General features: G+C 36.6%; 22 protein-coding genes. 12 read left to right on the top strand and 10 right to left on the bottom strand.

The window, feature by feature from the left end; genetic code table 11:
* Window positions 1–2: 2 nt before the first annotated feature.
* From QW060_RS10570 to QW060_RS10585, 4 genes are all read right to left on the bottom strand, one after another.
* Window positions 3–500, bottom strand: a complete 498-nt coding sequence (locus QW060_RS10570) for a thioredoxin family protein (RefSeq protein WP_290363548.1) — start codon at window positions 498–500, stop codon at window positions 3–5.
* A 76-nt stretch (window positions 501–576) separates the two neighbouring features.
* The gene (locus QW060_RS10575; RefSeq protein WP_290363549.1) at window positions 577–1,311 is read right to left on the bottom strand and encodes a LytR/AlgR family response regulator transcription factor; all 735 of its coding nucleotides are present in this window, start codon (window positions 1,309–1,311) and stop codon (window positions 577–579) included.
* A complete protein-coding gene (locus QW060_RS10580; RefSeq protein ID WP_290363550.1) occupies window positions 1,308–1,601 on the bottom strand; it encodes a 2TM domain-containing protein in 294 nt (97 codons plus the stop codon). Before QW060_RS10580 ends, QW060_RS10575 begins: the two co-directional genes overlap by 4 nt.
* Before the next feature lie 5 nt (window positions 1,602–1,606).
* Window positions 1,607–2,923 (bottom strand): histidine kinase, encoded by a 1,317-nt coding sequence (locus tag QW060_RS10585; RefSeq protein ID WP_290363551.1) that lies wholly within the window; start codon window positions 2,921–2,923, stop codon window positions 1,607–1,609.
* Between the two features lie 216 nt (window positions 2,924–3,139).
* Here QW060_RS10585 and QW060_RS10590 point away from each other — a divergent pair, with 216 nt between their 5' ends.
* The 3 genes from QW060_RS10590 (at window position 3,140) to QW060_RS10600 (ending at window position 5,706) form a co-directional block, all read left to right on the top strand.
* Window positions 3,140–3,685 (top strand): IS1096 element passenger TnpR family protein, encoded by a 546-nt coding sequence (locus tag QW060_RS10590; RefSeq protein ID WP_290363552.1) that lies wholly within the window; start codon window positions 3,140–3,142, stop codon window positions 3,683–3,685.
* An 84-nt stretch (window positions 3,686–3,769) separates the two neighbouring features.
* Window positions 3,770–4,831 carry a nucleoid-associated protein gene (locus tag QW060_RS10595; protein ID WP_290363553.1) on the top strand — a complete coding sequence of 354 codons (1,062 nt, stop codon included), beginning with the start codon at window positions 3,770–3,772 and terminating at the stop codon, window positions 4,829–4,831.
* 83 nt (window positions 4,832–4,914) lie between these two features.
* A complete protein-coding gene (locus QW060_RS10600) occupies window positions 4,915–5,706 on the top strand; it encodes a glucose 1-dehydrogenase (RefSeq protein WP_290363554.1) in 792 nt (263 codons plus the stop codon).
* 36 nt (window positions 5,707–5,742) lie between these two features.
* Here QW060_RS10600 and QW060_RS10605 read toward each other — a convergent pair whose 3' ends face one another.
* The 3 genes from QW060_RS10605 to QW060_RS10615 are packed head-to-tail and all read right to left on the bottom strand — an operon-like array spanning window position 5,743 to window position 9,333.
* On the bottom strand, window positions 5,743–6,375 hold the full coding sequence (locus QW060_RS10605) for a nitroreductase family protein (RefSeq protein WP_290363555.1): 633 nt from the start codon (window positions 6,373–6,375) through the stop codon (window positions 5,743–5,745).
* 6 nt (window positions 6,376–6,381) lie between these two features.
* Window positions 6,382–7,338: a phosphoribosylaminoimidazolesuccinocarboxamide synthase gene (locus QW060_RS10610; protein WP_290363556.1), complete on the bottom strand. Its 957-nt coding sequence runs from the start codon at window positions 7,336–7,338 to the stop codon at window positions 6,382–6,384.
* A gap of 18 nt (window positions 7,339–7,356) precedes the next feature.
* Complete coding sequence (locus tag QW060_RS10615) at window positions 7,357–9,333, bottom strand: alpha-ketoacid dehydrogenase subunit alpha/beta (RefSeq protein ID WP_290363557.1); 1,977 nt, start codon at window positions 9,331–9,333, stop codon at window positions 7,357–7,359.
* 100 nt (window positions 9,334–9,433) lie between these two features.
* On the opposite strand from QW060_RS10615, the gene QW060_RS10620 reads away from it, so the two are divergent.
* From QW060_RS10620 to QW060_RS10650, 7 genes are all read left to right on the top strand, one after another.
* The gene (locus QW060_RS10620; protein ID WP_290363558.1) at window positions 9,434–9,859 is read left to right on the top strand and encodes a hypothetical protein; all 426 of its coding nucleotides are present in this window, start codon (window positions 9,434–9,436) and stop codon (window positions 9,857–9,859) included.
* Window positions 9,860–9,978: 119 nt separating this feature from the next.
* On the top strand, window positions 9,979–11,013 hold the full coding sequence (locus QW060_RS10625) for an AI-2E family transporter (protein ID WP_290363559.1): 1,035 nt from the start codon (window positions 9,979–9,981) through the stop codon (window positions 11,011–11,013).
* 90 nt (window positions 11,014–11,103) lie between these two features.
* Window positions 11,104–12,288, top strand: coding sequence for a nicotinate phosphoribosyltransferase (gene pncB / locus QW060_RS10630; protein WP_290363560.1), 1,185 nt, complete (start codon window positions 11,104–11,106; stop codon window positions 12,286–12,288).
* A 1-nt stretch (window position 12,289) separates the two neighbouring features.
* Window positions 12,290–12,985: a DUF2971 domain-containing protein gene (locus QW060_RS10635; RefSeq protein ID WP_290363561.1), complete on the top strand. Its 696-nt coding sequence runs from the start codon at window positions 12,290–12,292 to the stop codon at window positions 12,983–12,985.
* A 2-nt stretch (window positions 12,986–12,987) separates the two neighbouring features.
* The gene (locus QW060_RS10640; RefSeq protein WP_290363562.1) at window positions 12,988–13,452 is read left to right on the top strand and encodes a hypothetical protein; all 465 of its coding nucleotides are present in this window, start codon (window positions 12,988–12,990) and stop codon (window positions 13,450–13,452) included.
* Window positions 13,449–13,808: a VOC family protein gene (locus QW060_RS10645; protein WP_290363563.1), complete on the top strand. Its 360-nt coding sequence runs from the start codon at window positions 13,449–13,451 to the stop codon at window positions 13,806–13,808. The genes QW060_RS10640 and QW060_RS10645 overlap by 4 nt, the downstream gene beginning before the upstream one ends.
* 103 nt (window positions 13,809–13,911) lie before the next feature.
* Window positions 13,912–14,331 carry a nucleoside-diphosphate kinase gene (locus QW060_RS10650; protein WP_290363564.1) on the top strand — a complete coding sequence of 140 codons (420 nt, stop codon included), beginning with the start codon at window positions 13,912–13,914 and terminating at the stop codon, window positions 14,329–14,331.
* Window positions 14,332–14,403: 72 nt separating this feature from the next.
* Here QW060_RS10650 and QW060_RS10655 read toward each other — a convergent pair whose 3' ends face one another.
* The 3 genes from QW060_RS10655 to QW060_RS10665 form a co-directional block, all read right to left on the bottom strand.
* Window positions 14,404–16,572: a S9 family peptidase gene (locus tag QW060_RS10655; protein WP_290363565.1), complete on the bottom strand. Its 2,169-nt coding sequence runs from the start codon at window positions 16,570–16,572 to the stop codon at window positions 14,404–14,406.
* A 167-nt stretch (window positions 16,573–16,739) separates the two neighbouring features.
* The gene (locus QW060_RS10660; RefSeq protein ID WP_290363566.1) at window positions 16,740–17,210 is read right to left on the bottom strand and encodes a hypothetical protein; all 471 of its coding nucleotides are present in this window, start codon (window positions 17,208–17,210) and stop codon (window positions 16,740–16,742) included.
* A 29-nt stretch (window positions 17,211–17,239) separates the two neighbouring features.
* Entirely contained in the window at window positions 17,240–17,515 is a 276-nt protein-coding gene (locus QW060_RS10665; RefSeq protein ID WP_290363567.1) for a hypothetical protein, read from the bottom strand.
* A gap of 904 nt (window positions 17,516–18,419) precedes the next feature.
* Between QW060_RS10665 and QW060_RS10670 the strand changes: the two genes are divergently transcribed.
* Window positions 18,420–19,655, top strand: coding sequence for an exonuclease SbcCD subunit D C-terminal domain-containing protein (locus tag QW060_RS10670; protein ID WP_290363568.1), 1,236 nt, complete (start codon window positions 18,420–18,422; stop codon window positions 19,653–19,655).
* A gap of 1 nt (window position 19,656) precedes the next feature.
* Window positions 19,657–23,391, top strand: coding sequence for an AAA family ATPase (locus QW060_RS10675; protein ID WP_290363569.1), 3,735 nt, complete (start codon window positions 19,657–19,659; stop codon window positions 23,389–23,391).
* Window positions 23,392–23,394: the final 3 nt, after the last annotated feature.

Consider the following 23,394-nt stretch of genomic DNA (forward strand, 5'->3'; position numbering starts at 1 on the left):
CTTTATTTGGCTTTCCATTGTTTAAAAAAAGCCAGTACTTTTTCTTTGTCATATCCTTTTCCGCTTTCCATACTTCCGCTTTCCTGAAGTTTAAGTACTTTACCACTAGCATCTAAAACAATGAAAAACGGATAGCCAAGCTGTGCGCCATCCGGGGCATATTTTTTAAATACTTTTTCATTCTTATTTTCAGATGAAAAATTCAAATGATAATAAAGAAAATTATTGTCTACGACTTTCTTTATTTCAGGCGTCTTTTTAATATAGTCATTAAATCTGAGACACCACACACACCAATTACCACCTGCCTGAATGATAATGTTTTTATGTTGTTTTTTTGCCTGTACAAACAAAGCATCGATTTTTGCCTGTGCATCTTCTTCCGGCTTGTACGGTTTCTCTAAAATTTCCTTATCTGATTTTCTGACTGTTTGGGCCACTATACTATTGGTACAGAAAACCAGACAAAACACCAATATCAGTTGTGCTGCTTTTTTCATTTTTCTAATTGCTATACCAACAAAAATACTAAAAAAAAGACCAGAAACATTCCTAATTTCATAAACAACAAACTCATCAGCTTATCCAGTTTTTAAAAGCAGCTACTTTTTCTCTGCTCACAATTATTTCCTCTTCTTTAAAGTTTTGTAATGTGATTTTTAAACGGGAATTAGTATAAATACTGATTTCTTTTACCGCATTAATATTGATGATAAACTGCCGGTTGACCCGGAAAAATTTTTTATTATCACATTCACTTTCAAGAGTATCAAGGGTGTCATCCAAAAAATAATTTCGTCCTTCGAGAGTAGAGAGATAACTGATTTTATTGGCACTGTAAAAGCACTGTATATAATCACTTTCAATAATTTTCAATGTATTTCCGACTTTTACCGTATAACGTTCCTTATTTTGTCTTTTCAGTAGATTTTTCATCAATTCTACATCTACATATTTCTTTTCATATCTGCTTTTAAATTTCAGCAAAGCCATTTCCAATTCATGTTCATCAATGGGTTTTAAAAGATAATCCACACTATTGAGTTTGAATGCTTTTAATGCATATTCGTCATAAGCAGTAGTAAAAATAACGGCACTCTGAATAGTAATGCTTTCAAAAATTTCAAAAGAGAGTCCGTCAGATAATTGGATATCAACAAAAATTAAATCCGGATGTTCATTTTTACCAAACCAATCGAGTCCTTCTTCTACAGAAGACAATTGTTGCTGAATTGTATACCCCAAAGCCTCTATTTTTCGCTTCAGCAAACGGGCAGCCGGTTTTTCATCTTCAATTATAACGATTCTCATTGTCTGAATTTATTGCGTTCTTCGTCCATAAATTGTTGTATTTTTCTGTCTTCCCAGTTTTTTCCTAAAAAAGGAATAAAGTGAAAGGTATTTGCAGCATGAGAAAACAAACCGATTCCCCAGCCCAATAGCGGGTAAATAAACCAATACCCTCCTTTTGAATTGAACAGATTGAGTATAATTAAGATAGAATTTACCAAAATATAGGTGAACAGATGAGAATAAAACTCTTTTATTTGTTTTACTCTTTTTTTTGCTTTTAATAGCTCTACATGCTTATTCTTTTCCATAACTTTTATTTTTTATTAATTTGTTTGATGATCATATTTCGCTCCCATTTTCCCAGAATATCCAATGCTCTGAATCCGTTTATCAGCATATTAAATACCATGAAGAACAAAATGATATAAGGCCACCATTTATAATCGGGAAACCACAGTTTATTGATGAGTAAAAAAAGTGGAAATCCGAAGATTACAAAATAAATACTTACATACCATTCTTTCAATCTATTCATGCGCTCATACGCTCTCTGGAAGAGTTCTTCTTCTTTTAACTGAACTCCAAACCGGAAAGTCATATCTTCTGAAATGAGAGGCAATGAAACGCTGAAATGGTTTTCATCATTGTCAATATGGATGTGCTCATTAGAAACCAGTGCATAGCGGTTGATGATGTTATTGAGTCCAATACCCTTTTCTTTTGTGAAAGTTTCCTTTTTCTGATAGTTGTTTCGTACTATTAAGCTATTATCTTTAAAATACAATTGAATTTTTAAAGGCTTTGTTTCACTTACAATATTATGTTTTATGGCATTTTCTAATAACAGTTGCAGACTTAGCGGAATCATTTTTAAATGAACATAAGGCTGCACATCGGGAAAACTGATTTCTAAAGCATTTTCAAACCGCATCTGAAGCAGACTTACATACAAACGAGCAAAGTCCATTTCTTCTTCCACATATACGAGATTCTTATCTTTCTGTTCCAATACATAACGGTAAACTTTTGACAGGGAAACTGTAAATTCCTGTGCCTTTTTAGGATTTTCTTCAATAAGAGCACTTAACACATTCAGGGAGTTAAACAGAAAATGCGGATCAAGCTGATTCTTTAGACTCTCAAAAGTTGCAGTCGCATTGCTGGCAATAGTAGTCTGATTTTTTAGCTGCCCCTCTTTATATGCCCGATAGAAATAAAAACTAAAAATACTAAGAGCTATGATAAGCGAGATAATGATGATTACTATATAATTACTCATTCTCTGTCCGGCAATGAACTGATCAAACGAAAGGCCTTCATATCCTGTTTTCAATCCCATATTGATTAAAAATACGGACAATGATGTAGCTGCAACGCTCAGAGGCAGAAATAACAATATGCGTTTCTTATAAGAGTTATCATCTTTTACTATCCTTTTGATAAAATGAAACAGATAAGCATTTACAAAATAGAGTACAATTCCATATATAAAACCTATGATATTATTCCTCAGATAGGCTTCATTCCATACCATTTCTCTTTTTGATATAAAATTGATAAGGGTAATAACGGTACATATCAATAAGCTTACAACAACCGCTTTTATAAGGTTTTTTAATAACGTTTTCATATTTTTAGATTTACAGAAACAGATATAGCTATAGGATTATTTCTAAATTATAAACCAAAAGTAAGGCAACTGAAGTGTAAGAAAAATTTAATTTTACTGAACTGTTGATTTTCAAGGATGAATTGTAAAAAAAACTTTATTGTTTATAAAATCCGATTCCAATCATGTTTAAAGTAATATTTAAATAATACATTTGTAGGATCAAATACTAAAATTATGATTTATAAATTCAGGGTAATTCTTGATGCAGAAGAAGATGTATTCAGAGATATTGCCATAAAAGATGATAACTCATTAGAAGACTTACACAATACCATTGTCAATGCTTTCGGTTTTGATGGTTCAGAAGGCGGTTCATTTTATACCTGTGACGAAAACTGGACTCAGGATGAAGAAATTCCTTTGTTTGATATGGGTGATGTGCCAGGAGAACAAAAAACGATGGCAGATTATCCTCTCTCTTCTATTCTTGATGAGCAGAATACTAAGATTCTCTATATTTATGACCCGTTCAGTATGTGGACTTTCTTTGTAGAATTGGCTGCTACTGAAGAAGAAGATGAATCTGACGAAAAAGAATTTCCGGTATTGATGTTTGCCCATGGAACGCTGCCAAGTGAAGCTCCCGTAAAAGACTTTAATGCTCCTATATCTAAAGACGATATGTTTGGTGATTTTGATGACGATTATGACGATGATGATTTAGATATGTTTGAGGGAGACGATAACTTTTCGGATTTCGGATATGAAGACGAATATTAAGATCCTTATCACAAACCAAAAAACAATTTAAAGAAAACTCAAAAGGTTTTCTTTTTTTTACCTAATAAAAAATTCTATATAAAAATGATCAACTTATTTAACACGCAGATTGAATCCCTGTCTATTCACCGCGTAGGTAATAAAAGCCGCAACGAAGCTATTTTTCTTTCTGAAAATGTTTTTAATCTAAACGATGAGATCACGCCTCTTTTGAAAGAATTCTTCTTCAAACCATTTAGAGAAAAAGAAGAAAATTATTTTCAATTTGCTCATGATGTTGATCTGGAATACAATGATATGTACAATTTTGCTTCAGAACTTTTTCTGAATCCGAGTAATGTACACGAAATATCAAAAAAAATAACAAAACACTTGTTTGATCAGTCAAATCACCCTCATATTAAAAATGGAGAAGTGTATGTTGCTTACCTCAGCAATGTTTCTATTGACAATAATGTAGTAGATGCAATCGGAATTTTCAAAAGTGAATTACAGGCAGATTTTCTTCAATTTGAAGAAAACGGTTCAAATCTGGAGATGATTTTACAGCAAGGAATCAGTTTAAACAAATTAGATAAAGGGTGTCTGATTTTCAACTATAAAAAAGAAGAAGGATATAAAATACTGACGGTTGACAGCAACCGCTATGATGCGCGTTACTGGTTGGAACATTTCTTATCAGTGGATGCTTTTCAGGATGAAAACTACATGACCAAAAAATATTTAAAATTTGTTCAGGATTTTGCAAAAGATGTAGTGCTACCGGCAGAAGATAAAAAGGAAGAGGTAATGTTTATGAACCGCTCTGTAAACTATTTTGCTAAAAATGATGAATTTGAAGAAACTAATTTCCTGAATGAAGTTATTGACAATCCGGATTTACAGGCTGAATTTAAAAATTACAAAGTAGACCGCGGAGAAAAATACAGCATTGAAGACATCAGCAATTTCCCGATTGCCAACAACGCGGTAACCGATGCGCGTAAAAAAATGAAAAATGTGATCAATCTGGATACCAATGTGCAGATAAAACTGGATTTTATCAATCCGGAATCAGCTGAAAAATTCATTGAAAAAGGTTGGGATGAAGAAAAACAGATGTATTACTATCTGGTATATTTCAACAAAGAAGAGAAAACCAACTAACAAAAACAGCGTTACTTAATCTACATTATGTTGTATTGACTTGGATAGACTTATATTTATAGAAGACTAAAAACAAGTAAACCATGGGAAGATTAGAAAACAAAGTAATAGTTATCACCGGAGCCGGAATGGGCTTAGGACTTGCAACGGCAGTTGAAGCTGCTAAACAGGGAGCCCGTTTAAGTCTGGTAGATTATAATGCTGAAGCATTAGCAAAAGCGGTAAAAACGATTAAGGAGTCAACTCCTGATACAGCCGTTATCACGCTTGTTGCAGATGTATCGGATGAAACGAAGGTGAAAGAGTATGTAAATAAAACACTTGAAGCCTATGGTACTATTGATGGTTTTTATAACAACGCCGGAATAGAAGGAAAACAAGCGTCTATTGAAACGTATGATCTTGAAATCTTTAAAAAAGTAATTGACATAAATTTAATGGGGGTTTATTATGGACTCAGATATGTGATTCCTGTTATGAAGAAAAATAATTATGGCCGTATTGTTAATGTAGCTTCAGTTGGTGGTATCAGAGGTGTTATGAATCAGACACCGTATGTAGCAAGTAAACATGCAGTATCGGGTATGACCAAAAATGCAGCGTTGGAATACAGCAGATATGGCATTACCACAAACGCTATTGCTCCGGGTGCTATACTTACGCCAATGGTAGCAGAAGCTTTTAAACAGGTAAATCCGGCTGATCCTAAAGCAGCGGAAACAGAATATGCTCAGGCAAATCCTTCCAAGAGACTCGGGCAACCTGAAGAGGTTGCAAAAGTAGTCGTTTTTCTGTTAAGTGAAGATGCTTCTTATGTAAGCGGACAAACGATTGCTATTGACGGAGGAGAATCGAACTCGTACGGAAATGTATAATACTAAAACGGCGTTCATATAGATGAACGCCGTTTTTTATTTTATATAATGAATCATATCTTTTGGAAATTTACGAACCTTTTTAAGGTTTGCCTGCCAATCGTTTTCTTCATCTCTATAGCCCAGAGGCATAATTAATACGCTTCTCAATCCTTTTTCTTCAAACCGCATGAGTTTATCAAGCTCAGCAGCCACAAAACCTTCCATGGGTGATGCATCTACTCTGAGAACCGCAGCTTCTGCCATAGCAAAAGAAAAAGCAATGTAAACCTGTCGCGCCGCATGCTCAAACTGCTGTTCTTCAGTCAGCGACGTCAACTGTTTGGTTACCCCGTTTTTATACCCGTCAGAAAATCCTTTTGGTAAATCGCGCTCCTGCTCATAATGATCAAAATAGTGATTGATACGGTCTGTGGTATAGTTATTCCAGGCAGCAAATACAATCAGATGAGATCCGTCTGTAATTTGTGACTGGTTATAGGCCACACTCTTTATTTTTTCGCGTAAAGCCGTATTGGTGACCACAAAAATTTCAAAGGGCTGTAAACCCGAAGAAGTTGGTGCCAAACGGGCTGCTTCTATTATTTTTTCTACTTTCTCATCAGAGACTACAGAACCGTTTAATTTTTTTGCGGCGTATCTCCAATTTAAAGATTCTAAAATTGACATTTTTTTTTATTTTGAATAGTTTGAAAGAAAATCAGTTACATTTTTTTCAATTCTTTCTTCAATATTTGTAACATCTGCTTTGACGAATTTTTCGCCCAGAATGTTTTCATATAATTCAATATAACGTTCAGAAACCGATTCTATGTACTCATCAGTCATTTCAGGAATCTGCTGTCCATCTTTACCCTGAAATCCATTTGATATGAGCCATTGACGAACAAACTCTTTCGATAATTGCTTCTGAGCTTCTCCTTTGTCCTGACGTTCCTGATACCCCTCTGCGTAAAAATAGCGCGAAGAATCCGGTGTATGAATTTCGTCAATTAGAACAATTTTACCGTCTTTGGTTTTTCCAAATTCATATTTTGTATCGACCAAAATCAAGCCTTTTTCTTTCGCAATTGCCGTTCCTCTTTCAAAAAGCGCACGCGTATAGTTTTCAAGTACTACATAATCTTCTTCCGATACAATTCCTTTAGAAAGGATTTCTTCACGAGAAATATCTTCGTCATGAACTCCTAAATCTGCTTTAGTTGTCGGTGTAATGATCGGTTCCGGAAAACGGTCGTTTTCTTTTAAGCCTTCCGGTAAGGTAACACCACAAAGAACTCTTTTGCCCAAAGCATATTCTCTTGCTGCATGCCCTGAAAGATAACCACGAATTACCATTTCTACTTTAAAAGGTTCACATAAATGTCCCACAGCTGCATTCGGATCCGGAGTAGCTATTAACCAGTTGGGAACAATATCTGCTGTTAGTTGCATGAACTTAGTCGCAATCTGATTCAGAATCTGACCTTTATAAGGAATACCTTTTGGCATTACCACATCAAATGCTGATAAACGATCTGTGGCGATCATCACTAAAATAGAGTCGTTGATGTTGTAAACTTCACGCACTTTTCCTTTATAAACAGATTTTTGCCCCGGAAAATTGAAATGGGAAGAGATGATTGTTTTCATTAATTATTCGTTGTGTGTTTAATACTGCAAAAGTACTAATAATTCTTTTTCAAAGCGTTCTTTCGGAAGGTATTGATCTTCTAAATTTTTCATAAACGGAATTGGTGTTTCAAGACTGGCAACTCTTTTTACCGGAGCATCCAGATGTTCAAAACAATTTTCCATAATTTCAGCAGATACATCACTTGCAATTCCTCCGAAAAGGCTGTCTTCCTGAAGGATGATTACTTTATTGGTTTTCTTAACAGACGCAAAAATTGTTTCATAATCCAATGGCTGTAATGTTCTCAAATCAATCAGATCAGCAGATACAGACGGGTTTTTATCTAAAATTTCTAATGCCCAATGTACTCCTGCTCCAAACGAAATCACAGTAACATCCTTTCCTTCTCTAAGCAAAGCAGCCTTTCCTAAGGGAAGGGTATAGTAATCTGTAGGTACATCCTGATAGATACTTCTGTACAGTAATTTGTGTTCAAAAAACATTACCGGATTCGGATCGTTAATGGCTGTGTTCAATAAACCTTTCGCATCTGCAGGAAATGCAGGATAAACTACTTTAAGACCTGGAGTTTTAGTAAACCAGGCTTCATTGGTTTGCGAATGATAAGGTCCTGCCTGAGTACCACCACCACATGGCATACGCACCACTACATCGGCATTTTCTAACCAGCGATAGTGAGATTTTGCCAATAAATTGACAATCGGATTGAAACCTGTAGAAACAAAATCTGCAAATTGCATTTCTACAATTGCTTTTTGTTTATTGATAGAAAGTCCCATCCCGGCAGATACAATAATGCTTTCACATATAGGCGTATTTCGTACACGACCTTTACCGAACTCTGCTACAAAACCATCTGTTACTTTAAAAGCACCTCCGTATTCTGCAATGTCCTGCCCCATAATGACTAAATTATCATGGCGTTGCATGGATTGTCTTAATGATTGCGTAATGGCATCTATAAAACGGATATTTTCTGTTTTATCTCCAGCTGATATTTCTTCAAAATCATACGCTTTATAAACATCATTTATTTCATCTTCAAGACGTGCTTCTATTGCTGGCTCTTCCTGAACTTTTGCCCAGTCAGTATCGATTTCTTTTTTGATTTCAGCACGGATTTCAGCATCTTTATGTTCTGACAAGACACCTGTTTGTAAAAGGTAATTTTTATAATTTTCAACCGGATCTTTTACTTTCCACATATCAAATAATTCCTGTGGAATATATTTGGTACCGCTGGCTTCTTCATGACCACGCATTCTGAATGTTTTCATTTCAATCAGAACCGGACGCGGATTTTCGCGCATATCTGCCGCTATTTCCGAAAGTCGGGTATACACTTCCAGTATATTATTACCATCTATTATATGGCTTTCCATTCCATATCCTACTCCTTTATCCGCAAGATTTTCGCAACGGTACTGCTCATTGGTTGGTGTAGAAAGTCCGTAACCGTTATTTTCAATGATGAATAATACCGGTAGATCCCATACAGATGCTACGTTAAGTGCTTCATGGAAATCTCCTTCAGAAGTAGCTCCTTCACCGGTAAAAACAGCGGTGATTTTTTTCTCTTCGCGTAGCTTATGTGCCAGAGCAATACCATCGGCAATTCCTAACTGAGGTCCCAAATGGGAAATCATACCTATAATTTTATATTCCTGCGTACCGAAATGGAAAGAGCGGTCACGACCTTTAGTAAAACCATTGGCTTTACCCTGCCATTGTGAAAACAACCGGTGTAAAGGAATGTTTCTGGAAGTAAATACACCAAGATTTCGGTGCATAGGCAGTATATATTCGTCTGTATGAAGAATTGAGGTTACTCCGACAGCAATAGCCTCCTGTCCTATTCCTGAAAACCATTTAGAAACTTTTCCCTGACGGATCAGAATAAGCATCTTTTCTTCGATTAAACGAGGTTTTAATATTTTTTTATATAGTTCAATTAACGTTTCGTCTGACACGTTTTTTTTATCGAGTTCCATGGTATTGTTTGTCTTGTTTGTTGGGGGTTAAAATTAAGAATTATTTTAAAATGAATTACGTATTTTTGATTTATCAAACGTTTTTAATCACAACAAAATAATGAGTATTGCATTTTACTGTAACTGGTCTTTTTTATGGTTGTATATGTCTGTATTAGGAGTAGTGTCACCGCAAGCCGATAAAGCTAATTTAAATAAGGAGCAATGCCTGGAAATTGTTGTAAAATTACTTTTGAGTTCACCTGAATATCAATATTACATTACCCATATCGAAAAAGCTCAGGAAACAGATGCTACACTACAATACGGAATTGAAATACTGAATGATCCAAAGGAAAGTATGAATAGAGAAAATTACAGTTTTCGCATTAATGAAAAACATCCTGAGTATAATCATACTGTTGCCTGGTTTGAGTTTGATCCCCAAGAAGGTATGCTATATGAATACAATGTAGCACAAGACAGCCTGATTCCTATCCATTTTGATTCTAAACATTTAAAAACATTCCGCAAAAAATGCAAATAACTGAGTTGCAAATACCTCTGCATTCAATTGTATTTTTTATACAAACACGCATATAAATCACTTTATGAAATAATTGTTTTTGAGAAATTATTTTTTTATTTTCATAAAAAATAGCTTTTATGAAACCCCACCACAAACAATTTATCTCCAATAACGTATTATTACAATTGGGATTTTTAGCCATTATCATATTTCTTTTCATCTTGATGGCGAAAAGCATGATGATATTATTGCCCGGATTTTTGGGAGCCATTTGTTTATTCGTTTTACTTTTGACCCCATACCGGTGGTTAGTAGAGAAAAAAAACTGGAATAAAATAGCCAGTATCATATTACTTATGCTTTCGAGTGCTATTGTTATCATTGGTCCTCTATATTTGCTGATTCAGACACTTACCAAAAAAATAATGGTATTGCTGGATGACAAACAGGGAATTCAGGGAAATATTGACAAGGCAATAGAGAATTTGCAGACAAAGTTTAATATTGATCTTTTTAATGATAATAATATCGGAAAAATGACTGAACTCGGTATTAAACTGCTTGAATCTGTACTAAATGCTTCTGTAAACAGCTCTATGCAACTCGCTGTAGCGTATTTTCTGTTGTATTTTATGCTGCTGAATCATCAAAAACTTGAAAAAGGATTCTACGATTATGTTCCTTTAAAGAAAACGAATCTGAAACGTATGAATACCGATTTAAAAGAACTGGTTATCTCTAATGCTGTCGGTGTTCCGCTCACGGCTTTTTTGCAAGCAGTAGTAGCTTATATCGGATATATTGTTTTTGGTGTGGAAGATTCTTTTGTGTATTTCATCCTTACTATTTTTGCAGCCATGCTTCCGGTATTGGGTGCTGCGATTATATATATCCCGTTAGTCGTGATATTATTAGCAAAGGGAGATACGGGTAATGCGTTTGGATTATTGGCCTATAGCTTAATTATTGTTGGTCTTGCAGATAACTTTATCCGGTTCCTGTTACAGAAAAAAATGGCTGATGTACACCCGCTGGTAACCATTCTTGGTGTAATTGTAGGTATTAATTTGTTCGGCTTTATTGGGATCATCTTCGGGCCTATTCTGTTTTCTTTGTTTTTATGGCTGATTAAGCTTTATAAATATGAATTTGTAAACCCTAATCCTGAATAATAACGATAATCTTTTTATAATTAAGATCTCCTAAAACATCAACGGGTACTGCATAAATTTGTACATTTAATAAAATGAAATAGAAAATAAATGAATCCTAATATTCCTATACTTCCTTCGATTCTGGATAATGATTTTTATAAACTGACCATGCAGCATGCGGTTATAAAGCTTTTTCCTTATGCCAAAGCGCGTTATCAGTTTATCAATCGTGGAAAACATAAATTTCCACCTCATTTTGCTGAAAGACTGAAAGAAGCTCTTGATCAAATGGCCAAACTGCGGCTTGACTATAAAGAGAAAGAATTTCTACGCATTCATTGCCCATATCTGGATCCTACGTATCTTGATTTTCTTCAGGGATATCGATTCGATCCTAATGAAGTAACTGTTCAGCAAGACGGAGATGATTTACAAGTTTCTATTGAAGGATACTGGTACCGAACCATTCTATGGGAAGTTCCGATTATGGCGCTGATTTGTGAACTGTATTACACAGAAAATAATCTCACAAGAGATACAGATGAACAAGTGATTGCCACAACACGTACAAAGATGAATAATTTTAAAAAATTAGGCATACAGCTCGCTGAATTTGGTACCCGGAGAAGACATTCATTTGCTGTACAGGATTTAGTTGTGAATACGCTTAAAGAACATGGAAATGGTTTGTTTATAGGTACGAGCAATGTGCATTTGGCAATGAAGTACCATGTAAAGCCTATTGGAACTCATGCACATGAGTGGTTTATGTTTCACGCAGCAAAATACGGTTATAAAATGGCAAATGTTATGGGATTGGAACATTGGGTAGATGTTTACCGTGGAGATTTGGGAATCGCTCTTACAGACACTTATACAACAGAAAAGTTTTTTGAACAGTTTGATAAAAAATTTGCCAAATTATTTGATGGGGTTAGACACGACAGTGGTGATCCGATCGAGTTTGCGGATAAAACCATCGCACACTATAAGCAATTTGGAATCGATCCGATGACTAAAACCATCATTTTCTCAGACGGATTGAATTATGATAAGGTAGAACGTATTGTGCATTATTGCAAGAATAAAATCGGAATGTCTTTTGGAATCGGAACAGATTTAACCAATGATGTGGGATTGCCTGCAATGAATATTGTACTCAAAATGACGGAAGCATTACCCGAAAATGCGCACTGGACGGGAGTAGTCAAATTATCTGATGAACCTAAAAAGCATACCGGCACCGAAAATGATATAGAACTTTCCATGCGGTTATTACAAATTACATCTTAACATGTTTCAGCAAAATAATAAACTTCACATTCCTTCTGACGATACCTTGGTATGGAAATATATGGATTTATCAAAATTTCTGGATTTATTGCTATCCGAAAAGATGTTTATGTCACGTTCTGATAAATTTGAAGACCAGTATGAGGGTACTTTTAGCGAACCTACCTATGAAGAAATCAAGAAATTATTAAAAGACAATCCGGAATATCTGGATGCTTATAAATCTAAAAGAAAGAATATTGTCATCAGCAGTTGGCACACCAATTATTACGAGAGTTATGCTATGTGGCAGGTTTTTACAAAAAATAACGAAGGCTTGGCTATACAGTCAACCATTGGTAAACTCAAACAGTCACTTATTGAAGAACGTATCCCTCAAAATATCGGAGAAGTAAATTATATCGACTATAAAAAGGAACACATTCCTTTTGACGATGATTTTTTCCCTTTTTTGTTCAAGCGAAAGAGCTTTCAGTATGAAAATGAATTACGGATTCTTGCTGACGTAACGCCTCTCGATATCAATGTAAACGAAGGCGTAAAAATACAGGTTGACGTACATACCATGATTGAAAAATTATATATACATCCAAAATCTGAAAATTGGTATAAAAAACTGGTTATTGAAATCGTTACAAAACTGGGATTTGAATTTGAGATTGAAAAGTCTGATTTAGAAAGTGATATTCTGATATAGTAATGAAATTAATAACAGGGATAAGTAAACTCATTATTGGAGGTCTCGTATTTTTTTTGCTAAACAACTTAGTCGCTAATCTTTTATCGCTGCTTCTTTTTAATCATTACGAAATCCTTTTATATGGTTTCAATTGCGGGGTTGCAACACCTGTTGTAATCAAAACCTATTTGTTTATGGTACTTTTTACTTTGTTTAAAATCGCCATTTTAGGCTTTTCAATATCCAAGTATCCATTATTACGATACTATGTTTTTTGGGATGTATTTTTTGTAATTGTATATTTGTCAGACAAAATCTTACCTTTAAACAGACCCCTCACCGGCTATTATATATCGAACAAACCTTTTCTGATGTTGAGCAATCTCCTTTTTAACAGCTACTTACTGGCTGTTTTTTACGGTATTTTGATAGGTTTTATTTACATTTATCTGTATTTGAAAAAACATAAAAATCATGCGATATGATCATTAAACGATTAACACCTGTACTGTGGACAGAGGACATTGAGGAAACCATCATATTTTACACAAAAATATTAGGTTTTACGTGTCAAGAACAAAATCAGGAATGGCAATGGGCTTCATTGAATAAAGATGGTATCGAAATTATGATCGCAAAACCAAATGACCATACTCCTTATCGCAACATTGGATTTACGGGATCGTTTTATTTTGAAGTGGAAACGGTTGAAACCCTTTGGGAAGAGTTAAAAGACAAAACAAGAGTTGCCTATGAATTGGAACTATTTGAATGGAATATGAAAGAATTTGCTATTTATGACAATAATGGCTATCTGTTACAATTCGGAGAAGAGCAGTAAAAATTGCCTGTTTCAAGAGCATAAAAATATCAGTTAGCCCAAAATACTTTTTAAACTTTTAAAATAAAAACACTAATTTTGCATAAAAATAAATTAAAATACAATGGCAGGTAAAAGAACCTTTACAATGATTAAACCAGATGCTGTAGAAGCTGGTAATATCGGAGGAATATTAAACATGATTACTGAAGGTGGTTTCAGAATCGTATCTTTAAAATTGACACAGTTAACTGTAGCTGACGCTCAAAAATTCTATGCTGTTCACGCAGAAAGACCTTTTTACGGAGAATTGGTAGAATTCATGTCAAGAGGACCAATCGTGGCTGCTATTTTAGAAAAAGACAACGCAGTAGAAGATTTCAGAACATTAATCGGAGCTACAAATCCTGCTGATGCTGCTGAAGGAACTATCCGTAAAAAATATGCAAAATCAATTGGTGAGAATGCTGTTCACGGATCTGACAGTGATGAAAATGCAGAAATTGAAGCTGCTTTCCACTTTGCAGGAAGAGAGCAATTCTAATCTAAGTCATATAAAAAAGAAAGAGCCACTTAATCAAGTGGCTCTTTTTATGTATTATTATTTAAGTACGTTCTACTTTTTTAAATGCGTCATAAAATAATCGGCAATCTTAGCATTTAAGTGAATTCGGTCTTTACCCGATACATTGTGTTCATGAGTAGGATACAGAAAGTAATCTACCTGTTTACCAGCCTTAATACAGGCTTCAATAAACTCCATACTGTGTTGTTGCACCACTACTGGATCTTGTGCTCCGTGTATCATCAGCAAACGTCCCTGAAGATTACTTACTTTATCTAATGTACTTGTAAGCTTATAGCCTTCAGGATTCTCTTCAGGAGTATCCATATAACGCTCTCCATACATAACTTCATACCATTTCCAGTCGATTACCGGACCACCTGCTACACCTACTTTAAAGGTTTCCGGATGATTTAACATAAGAGAAGTAGTCATAAAACCTCCGAAAGACCAACCATATACACCGATTTTATCTTTATCAACAAAACTTTTTGATTTTAAAAAGTCTATTCCTTTCATCTGATCTGCCATTTCTGCCTGACCCAATTTACGGTGTACAATGTGTTCAAAATCTCTTCCTCTGTTATCACTTCCTCTGTTATCTAATGTAAACACTACAAAACCTTGTTGTGCCATATAAAAATCGAATAAAGAAGCTCCTCCCAACCACGTATTGGTTACCAATTGTGCATGCGGCCCTCCATATACATATACCATTACAGGATATTTTTTAGCAGCATCAAAATCAGAAGGGTAAATCAGGCGTCCGTTAAGATCTGTCTTTCCATCCGCTGACTTAATTGTTACCATCTCCATTTTAGGTAAAGTTACTTTTCCTTCATACGGATTTTCGGCTTTTAATAATTCTTCTTTTTTTCTGCTCTTTACATCCACTATATTTACAACTCTTGGTACAGCTGTATTGCTATACTGATCGTAAAAAGCTGTTTTGCTGTCATTAAAAGCAACGGTATGGGTTCCGGTAACATCTGTTAATTTCTGAGTTTTACCGTTTTTAAGGTTAACCTGATACAATTGTTTGTCCAAACCTTTATTAGCTGTTCCTAAATAGTAAACATGCTGTTTGTCAAATCCGGACAATTCTTTAAATACTACCTGATTATATCCTAATTTTCTCACCAATTTACCCGATGTGTTATACAAATACATCTGACGGTATCCATCAATATCTGTCACATAAATAAATTCTTTCGGATTATTAGGATTAAAAAATAGCGGATGAGATGGCTCTACATATGTTTTTGACTTTTGCTCAAAAAGAGTTGTTACGAATGATCCGTCTGCTGCCTTGTATTTATTTAGTTTTAAATGATCCTGACCACGGTTTAGTACACCAACATACACAAATTCATTGGAAGGATCCCAGGTAACCATCGTCAAAAATTGTTCTTTTGGTTCTCCTGTTTGTAAACTTACCTTTTTTCCGTTAGCTATATTATATACAACCAAGGTTACTTCTTCACTTTTCATACCTGCCATTGGATACTTAATATCCTTTACTTCGGCTACTCTGCTGGCAAAATCAATCAGAGGATAGTCTGTTACCATTGATTCATCTTTTCGATAATACAACAAATTGTTACCATCTTCACTGAACCACATTCCTTTATCAATACCAAATTCCTGACGGTGTGTATAATCACTTCCGTTTACAATACCCTCCTTATCATTGGTGATTTGTACTGTTTTACCATTTTCATCCGTTAAGAATATATTATTATCCTCTAACCATGCCAGATAATTCCCCTTTGAAGTTAATGTTTCATTTTTACCTTGGCTTTTATACGGAATTGCTTTGGTGATTTTTTTGGTATTAGCATCTAACTCAACATAATATTTTTGCTTAGTGCCTTCAACATTAAATGCTATTATATCAGCTGTTTTCCAGGTGTAATCATAAGGAAAGATATATAACTGAAATTCATCATCCGCTATTTTCTCTTTTAAAGCTTCAATGATGTCATTTTTAGACATCAACGCTTTCTCACTCCATTTATCCGTTTTCGATCTTTGTACCAGATTCTGATATGTACTTTCCAGATAAGTAATAGCATTCTCTCCCCTGAATTGAGGAGCTACAAATTGTTTTGGAGCAAAAGAGGTGTAAGCACCAGAAGTAGCCTCCTGTATAGTTAAATTTCGTTGAGAAAATACTAAGGGACTTGCCAGTAAAAAGGCAAAAAGTGTTATTTTTTTCATGAAATAATTGATTTGGAGCTAAAGGTAATTATTGGGCAGATATAATAAAAATTAATTTTAAAAAAAATGGAAGTCCCATTTTCCTTACTATACTATAAATTATGTATTTGAATGGATAAGCTACTTATATAAATTTAATCTGTAACAGAAAAGATAAGTTAATGCTATCATATATTAATAAAAAACTCTGTCAATCTATTTTCTTTTATAAAACAGATTAAATGCTCTTTATTTTTCACGTTTAAAACATATCTCTTCTGGTTTTTTAATTCTATATACAGAGCAGTATCTGAACCAAAAACATACGCCCATCCTAATTTCCTTGAATATCGAACTCCATAACCCAATGGAAAATCGTCCATAAGGGTATTTTTTAATTCAATATATTTAATTTCATGCCATGGAATTTTATTCCTAATCAATAAAAAAGAATAGGAAACACCAAATTTATTAAGTTGTAGAGAAAACGAACTAAAGAAAATGATACCACAAAAAAAAACGTTGAATAAAGTCAGATATATCATTTCATATTTATCCAAATTTCCCAATATTAATACTAAAAAAAATTCCAATATAAATACTACTAAAAGAAATTGAGGCATTTTAGCTTTCTCTTTAAAAAAATCAACTGTTGGCATATTTCAAAAATATTGAATGTAATTTAATTCTATTGTTTTTTAAAGTTTAGTAGGACTTCTTTTAAATTTTCTTTAATACTTTTTTCTAAATCTAACAATACTAAACTAATATTGAACTCCATTGCCAAAAATTTAGATAATTTAAAAATATTAAATCCTATAAAATTTAAATCTACAGGATTTATGAGATGTAAACAATAAAAGTCATAGAATCTATATAAAGTAAAAACTCTAAAATCAAGGGAATTTGGAGTTTTTAAATTTTGTGGACGATGAGGGGTTCGAAGTTTCTTTAACGTTTCCATATAGTACCTTATAAACACTTTCATCTTTCTTGAAAGAGTTTGCCAACATATATAGAAAATCCAAGATAAAAACCGCTTCATCTTCATTAACACTTATAACACTTCCTTTTATTATTTTTAGAACCTGATTAATTGAAACTTTTCTTGTTGAAAAAGATTTTGAAATCATACTATCACTTTTACCTTTAATTTTTAATGGTTTATCTGTTCTGTTTTTGACTATACATTCATGGACTATTATTTTTCTTATAACCGGATCAATTTGAACAGGCTCGAAATTTCTTTGGGATATGCTTATTTCCAAAGGCGTAAATAAGCTGGCAATGTGCCTCTTTCCAACGAAGTCCTGAGCTTCATAAGATTGATAGATATTAATATCTTCTACAACTGAGTATCCTCATCTTTTATAGCATTGATTTTTATTCTTCCAAAATAACTATACTTTCCGGCACATCAAAATCAATTGTTTGGTCAACGGTAATAATTTTGATATTGAAACACTTAACACACCAAGCATATGATATGCATTCCTAATCCAAAAAATTCCCACCAAATTACGGATTCCCGTAAAAACACAATCCTCAATAACCCTACATTCGGATTTTAAACAAAACTTTAAGCATAATCCGACACTAAAAAGAAGAAAATAAAATCATGTTAAAAAACTATTCTAACTTTTAATAAATAATTACTAAATTGCTCTAAATAAACAAGCTAGATTTAAATTAAATCCCCCACAAAGTATATCTCAAACTTACAGATATACAGTAAAAAGCACACTACAAACTCCTTCTTTATATCAAAATAAAGAACATACCACTTTGTATTAACTTTTTATCTTGAGGCCGCGGATTTATTTTATCCTGCATATTTAAAAATAAAAAACCATGCCAAACAAGAAATTATGAAAATCCTCCATACAGCAGACTGGCACATAGGCCAGCTATTTCACGAATACGACCGCAGCTACGAACACCAGCAATTCCTAAACTGGCTCGTACAGCTATTACAAACCAAACAAATTGATGTCCTGCTCGTCAGCGGAGACATATTCGACATATCCAATCCATCCGCCCAATCCATCAGAATGTTCTACACCTTCCTGAACCAGGCCACAACAGCAAATCCCAGTTTACAAATCATCATAACGGCAGGCAATCACGATTCCGCCTCACGACTCGAAGCACCAAAACCATTGCTGCAATCCTCCAACGTCCACATCATAGGACTCGTTGAAAAAGACCCAGAAGGCAACATTGATTACGAAAAACTAATCATACCCATACACGACACAGCTGGAAACATCAAAATACACTGCCTTGCCATACCATTCCTGCGCATGGGTGACTATCCAGCCCTGCCAGACAGTGCCAACCCCTACACAGAAGGCGTAACGGCATTATACAACGAAACATACAAACATGCCGAACAGAAAAAACAAGACGGACAAACCATCATCGCCATGGGACACCTGCACACCCATCATGCCGAAATAACCGACCTCGACAAAACCGAGCGCCTCATCATGGGAGGAGTAGAATGCATACCCGCCACCGCCTTCCATCCCGACATCAAATACGTAGCCCTCGGGCACATCCACAAAGCCCAGAAAATAGGCGGCAAAGAACACATCCGCTACTCAGGCAGCCCGTTACCCATGTCCTTTTCAGAACTCAATTACAAACATCAGGTCATCATCTTCGAACTCGATCAGGAAATCAGCAATCTCCAAAGCGTAGAAATCCCGCTATTTGTACCCCTGCAAAGAGTTCCCCTAAGCCATCAGCCATTACATGAAGTCATAGCGCTATTAGAACAACTGCCCAAGAAAGATTCAACACCAGAAACAACCCCTTACCTCGAAGTACGCGTACTGCTCGAAGGACCCGAACCCGCCTTGCGCCATAAAATAGAAACCGCACTCGCAGGCAAAAAAGTCAAACTAGCCAAAATCGATGTAAAATATCCCGCTTCCACACAAGAAGCGCCAGAATTTATCACACCCGAAAAACTCAACGAACTGCAACCCGTCGACGTATTCGGCAAAACATACCAATCCAGATACAATAGCGAAGTACCCACCGAAATCCTGCAGCTTTTTCAGCAAGTAGAACAGGAAATAAATCAAGCAGCCGAATAAAATGAAAATACTAGCCATACGTATCAAAAACCTCGCTTCACTCGAAGGCACCACCGAAATCGACTTTACGGCCGAACCACTATGCTCCGCAGGAATATTTGCCATTACCGGTGCCACAGGCGCAGGCAAATCCACCATATTAGACGCCCTTTGCCTTGCCCTTTACAGCAAAACACCCCGATACCTGCAGGCAAAAGAAATAGGAATAGAAATCCGTGACGTACAAGGCAGCACCCTAAACCAGGGAGATGTCCGCAGTATCCTCCGTGACGGAACGGCTGACGGATACGCCGAAGTAGATTTTGTAGGCACAGACACACAACACTACCGAGCCACATGGAGCGTAAGACGAGCCCGCAATATGGCCGATGGCAACATGCAATCCGACAACGTCTCCCTAAAAAACATCAACACCAACACCGACATACCAGGCAGAAAACCAGAAACCCTAAACGAAATAGCACGCCTTGTCGGCCTCAACTTCGAACAATTCACCCGCTCCGTACTATTAGCCCAAGGCGACTTTACGGCCTTTATGAAAGCCAACAGAGACGAAAAATCATCCCTGCTCGAAAAGCTGACAGGAACCCACATCTATTCCGAAATATCCAAAAAGATTTACGAAAAATACAAAGCAGAAGACCTCCTGCTACGCGAACTCAATCTGCGCAAAGAAGGCATCATTACCCTTACCGATGACGAACTAAAAACCCTGTCAGACGAACAACAAACCCTCGAAACTGAAATCAAAAATCTCGAAAAAGACATCGAAAAACTAACCGCAGAAATCAACTGGCACCAACAGCTCTCCAAACTGCAAACCAGCCACCACGAAGCCCAAACAGCACTACAACAAGCCACCGAAGCTAAAATACTAGCCTCGCCACGCAAACAAAAACTGCAAACCATACAACAAGCACAGCAAACCAGAAGCTGGGCAGATGCCCTCAAACATGCCCAACAGCAACATACCGACAAAACAGCAGCCCTTACAGCACTAAAAGCAACCCTAGCCACCCAACAAGAACAAAAACAAAATCTCGAAAAACAATTAGAACAGGCACAAAACCATCTTTCAGAAAAAAACAAAACCCTTACCGATGCCCTCCCCCTATTAGAGCAGGCAAGAAAACTCGACACCCTCTTAGAAGAAAAAAAAGAACAAGTACAAAAACTCAAAGAAGAAGCCGAAAACGCTACCCAGGCAAACCAAAAACAGCAAGCAGAACTAACCGCCAAACAACAAGAATTCAACAACCTTGTTACCCAAATAAAAACCATTACCAACTGGAAAACAGAACACGCAGACCGTAGTCCGATTGCCGAAAACAAAGACCTCATCCTGTCCAAACTACAGGATGCCCAAAAACTTTTAGAAACCCTGCAAACCACGGCTACAAATCTGGCCCAATTACAAGACAAAATCCAGACCAGCGAAGCCCAAAAAACAAACCTCGAAAACCAGTGGAAACAACAACTGGAAACCCTCGAAAAAGTAAAGAAAAACTACGACATCCAGTCCAAAGAACTGCTATTAACCCCTATCGAAACCCTAAACCTCGATAAAACCGAAACAGACCGTCAGGTAGAAAACACCATACAGGCACAAGCCCATTGGCAACTGCTTTATAATGCCCTCACAGAATTAGAAACCCTAAACCAAAAACAACTAAAAGACCAGGCAGATCATCAAACAAAACAACAAGCCCTACAAAAAATAGCCCAGCAACTCCCTCTGGAAAAGGCGCAAAAAGACACCGCCTACCAGCTCCTGCAGCAAGCACGCCTCGCATCCGCAGAAAATGTAGAAACCCTCAGACAAACATTAATTCACGACGAACCATGCCCCGTATGCGGCAGCATCAGCCACCCCTATACCCTGCATAATCCGCAATTAGAAAACGTACTGGCACAACTCGAAAAATCCTATCAGGAAAAAGAACAAAACTATCTCGCAAGCCATAGCCAGCACAATACCTTAGAACAAGAAAGCAACACCCTGCAGCAAACCATCCAGCGCCAGAGTGAAGACATTAAAGCAAAACAATTAGCATTAGCAACCAAAAAACAAGCATGGCAACAATGTGATAGTGCTCAAGAAAGCCAGGCCGTAGCCGATGCAAAAAAAGCAGACTGGATACAAGAAAAATTACAAGCCCTTAAATCCAAACAAGCCGATTTGCTGGCACAAATACAGACTTATACCCACAAAAAGCAACAACTGGAAACCGCAAAAAACCAACTAGACCAGCTCAAAGACAACACAGACAACCTTGCCAGCCAAATAAAAGACATACAAAACAAACTATCCGTCCATCACGAACAGCAAAACAGCAACACAAAAGAACAAAACAAAGCTACCGCCGACCTCAGCAGTGTAGAACAGCACCTCACACCCTATTTTACCGCACCCGACTGGATGGAAAACTGGAAAGCAGCCCCAGCCCCATTCATACAACATATAGACACCTTTGCCCGCCAGTGGAAAGAAAACACCCTAAAACTAGAGCAACACACACACCAAAAAGCAGCAATCGAAGCAACACTAAAACAGCTTGAAAACCAGGCCAAAAACCTGACCACCGAAGTCAGCAAAAAAGCAGAAGCCCACCTGGCGCAACACAACATCCATCAAAACCTCATCCAACAGCGCAATACCCTGTTCGAAGGACAACCCGCTGATGCAGTCGAAGCAAACCTAAAACAAGCCCAAACCCAGGCCCAGCAACAGCTCGAACAACTAAAAGAAAATCAGCAGCAACTCAACATACACAGCACCAAAGCCCATACCCAAAAAGAAGAACTAACAAACACACTAACAACCTTAGAAACCGAGGTCCAAAATGCATTGCAAAAAATGCAGGACTGGCTCAACCAATACAACCAAAAAAACAACCAATCGCTGAACATTGACGCATTACACCAACTATTAACCCATAGCAACGAATGGATCACTACCGAACAAACAGCACTACAAACCATTGAAGAAGAAGTAGCCAAAGCCAGCAACATCCTTGCAGAACGCAAACAAACCTTCGACTCCCACAAACAAAATCGTTTATCCGAACGGTCACTTGAGGAACTCAACACCCTTCACACCGTCGCAAAATCAGAAGCAGAACAAAAAAAGCATAAAAAAGGACAAAACCACTACCAACTGCAACAAAACGAAGCCAATAAAAACAAAATAGGCGACCTGCTAAAAACCATCGCAGCACAAGCCGCCATTACAGAAAACTGGAGCAAACTCAACGAAATCATAGGCTCGGCCGACGGTAAAAAGTTCCGCCAGATTGCACAAGAATACACCCTCGACGTATTGTTGGGCTATGCCAACATCCATTTACAGGCACTCACCAGCCGCTACAAAATCGAGCGCATCCCCGCATCACTTGGCCTGCAGGTCGTCGATCAGGACATGGGCGATGAAGTGCGTACGGTTTACTCCCTTTCGGGCGGAGAATCATTCCTCGTGTCGCTTGCCCTCGCCCTCGGCCTCGCCTCCCTATCCTCCAGCCGTATGAAAGTAGAATCCCTCTTTATTGACGAAGGCTTTGGCTCGTTAGACCCCACCACGCTCAATATCGCCATGGATGCCCTGGAAAGGCTGCACAATCAGGGCCGCAAAGTAGGCGTCATCTCCCACGTACAGGAAATGACGGAAAGGATTCCTGTGCAGATTAAGGTGAGTAAGCAGCAGAGCGGGAAGAGTAAAGTAGAAGTAATAAGCGTATGAAAA

It is taken from the genome of Paenimyroides ceti, from assembly GCF_030409925.1.

What these genes read in the sequence shown, in the direction of transcription:
- QW060_RS10575 (WP_290363549.1), bottom strand. Translation starts at nt 1,311, where the DNA reads ATGAGAATCGTTATAATTGAAGATGAAAAACCGGCTGCCCGTTTGCTG.
- QW060_RS10610 (WP_290363556.1), bottom strand. Translation starts at nt 7,338, where the DNA reads ATGAAAACAATCATCTCTTCCCATTTCAATTTTCCGGGGCAAAAATCT.
- QW060_RS10570 (WP_290363548.1), bottom strand. Translation starts at nt 500, where the DNA reads ATGAAAAAAGCAGCACAACTGATATTGGTGTTTTGTCTGGTTTTCTGT.
- QW060_RS10650 (WP_290363564.1), top strand. Translation starts at nt 13,912, where the DNA reads ATGGCAGGTAAAAGAACCTTTACAATGATTAAACCAGATGCTGTAGAA.
- QW060_RS10665 (WP_290363567.1), bottom strand. Translation starts at nt 17,515, where the DNA reads ATGGAAACGTTAAAGAAACTTCGAACCCCTCATCGTCCACAAAATTTA.
- QW060_RS10585 (WP_290363551.1), bottom strand. Translation starts at nt 2,923, where the DNA reads ATGAAAACGTTATTAAAAAACCTTATAAAAGCGGTTGTTGTAAGCTTA.
- QW060_RS10660 (WP_290363566.1), bottom strand. Translation starts at nt 17,210, where the DNA reads ATGCCAACAGTTGATTTTTTTAAAGAGAAAGCTAAAATGCCTCAATTT.
- QW060_RS10600 (WP_290363554.1), top strand. Translation starts at nt 4,915, where the DNA reads ATGGGAAGATTAGAAAACAAAGTAATAGTTATCACCGGAGCCGGAATG.
- pncB (WP_290363560.1), top strand. Translation starts at nt 11,104, where the DNA reads ATGAATCCTAATATTCCTATACTTCCTTCGATTCTGGATAATGATTTT.
- QW060_RS10625 (WP_290363559.1), top strand. Translation starts at nt 9,979, where the DNA reads ATGAAACCCCACCACAAACAATTTATCTCCAATAACGTATTATTACAA.
- QW060_RS10655 (WP_290363565.1), bottom strand. Translation starts at nt 16,572, where the DNA reads ATGAAAAAAATAACACTTTTTGCCTTTTTACTGGCAAGTCCCTTAGTA.
- QW060_RS10670 (WP_290363568.1), top strand. Translation starts at nt 18,420, where the DNA reads ATGAAAATCCTCCATACAGCAGACTGGCACATAGGCCAGCTATTTCAC.
- QW060_RS10645 (WP_290363563.1), top strand. Translation starts at nt 13,449, where the DNA reads ATGATCATTAAACGATTAACACCTGTACTGTGGACAGAGGACATTGAG.
- QW060_RS10615 (WP_290363557.1), bottom strand. Translation starts at nt 9,333, where the DNA reads ATGGAACTCGATAAAAAAAACGTGTCAGACGAAACGTTAATTGAACTA.
- QW060_RS10580 (WP_290363550.1), bottom strand. Translation starts at nt 1,601, where the DNA reads ATGGAAAAGAATAAGCATGTAGAGCTATTAAAAGCAAAAAAAAGAGTA.
- QW060_RS10620 (WP_290363558.1), top strand. Translation starts at nt 9,434, where the DNA reads ATGAGTATTGCATTTTACTGTAACTGGTCTTTTTTATGGTTGTATATG.
- QW060_RS10590 (WP_290363552.1), top strand. Translation starts at nt 3,140, where the DNA reads ATGATTTATAAATTCAGGGTAATTCTTGATGCAGAAGAAGATGTATTC.
- QW060_RS10675 (WP_290363569.1), top strand. Translation starts at nt 19,657, where the DNA reads ATGAAAATACTAGCCATACGTATCAAAAACCTCGCTTCACTCGAAGGC.
- QW060_RS10640 (WP_290363562.1), top strand. Translation starts at nt 12,988, where the DNA reads ATGAAATTAATAACAGGGATAAGTAAACTCATTATTGGAGGTCTCGTA.
- QW060_RS10635 (WP_290363561.1), top strand. Translation starts at nt 12,290, where the DNA reads ATGTTTCAGCAAAATAATAAACTTCACATTCCTTCTGACGATACCTTG.
- QW060_RS10595 (WP_290363553.1), top strand. Translation starts at nt 3,770, where the DNA reads ATGATCAACTTATTTAACACGCAGATTGAATCCCTGTCTATTCACCGC.
- QW060_RS10605 (WP_290363555.1), bottom strand. Translation starts at nt 6,375, where the DNA reads ATGTCAATTTTAGAATCTTTAAATTGGAGATACGCCGCAAAAAAATTA.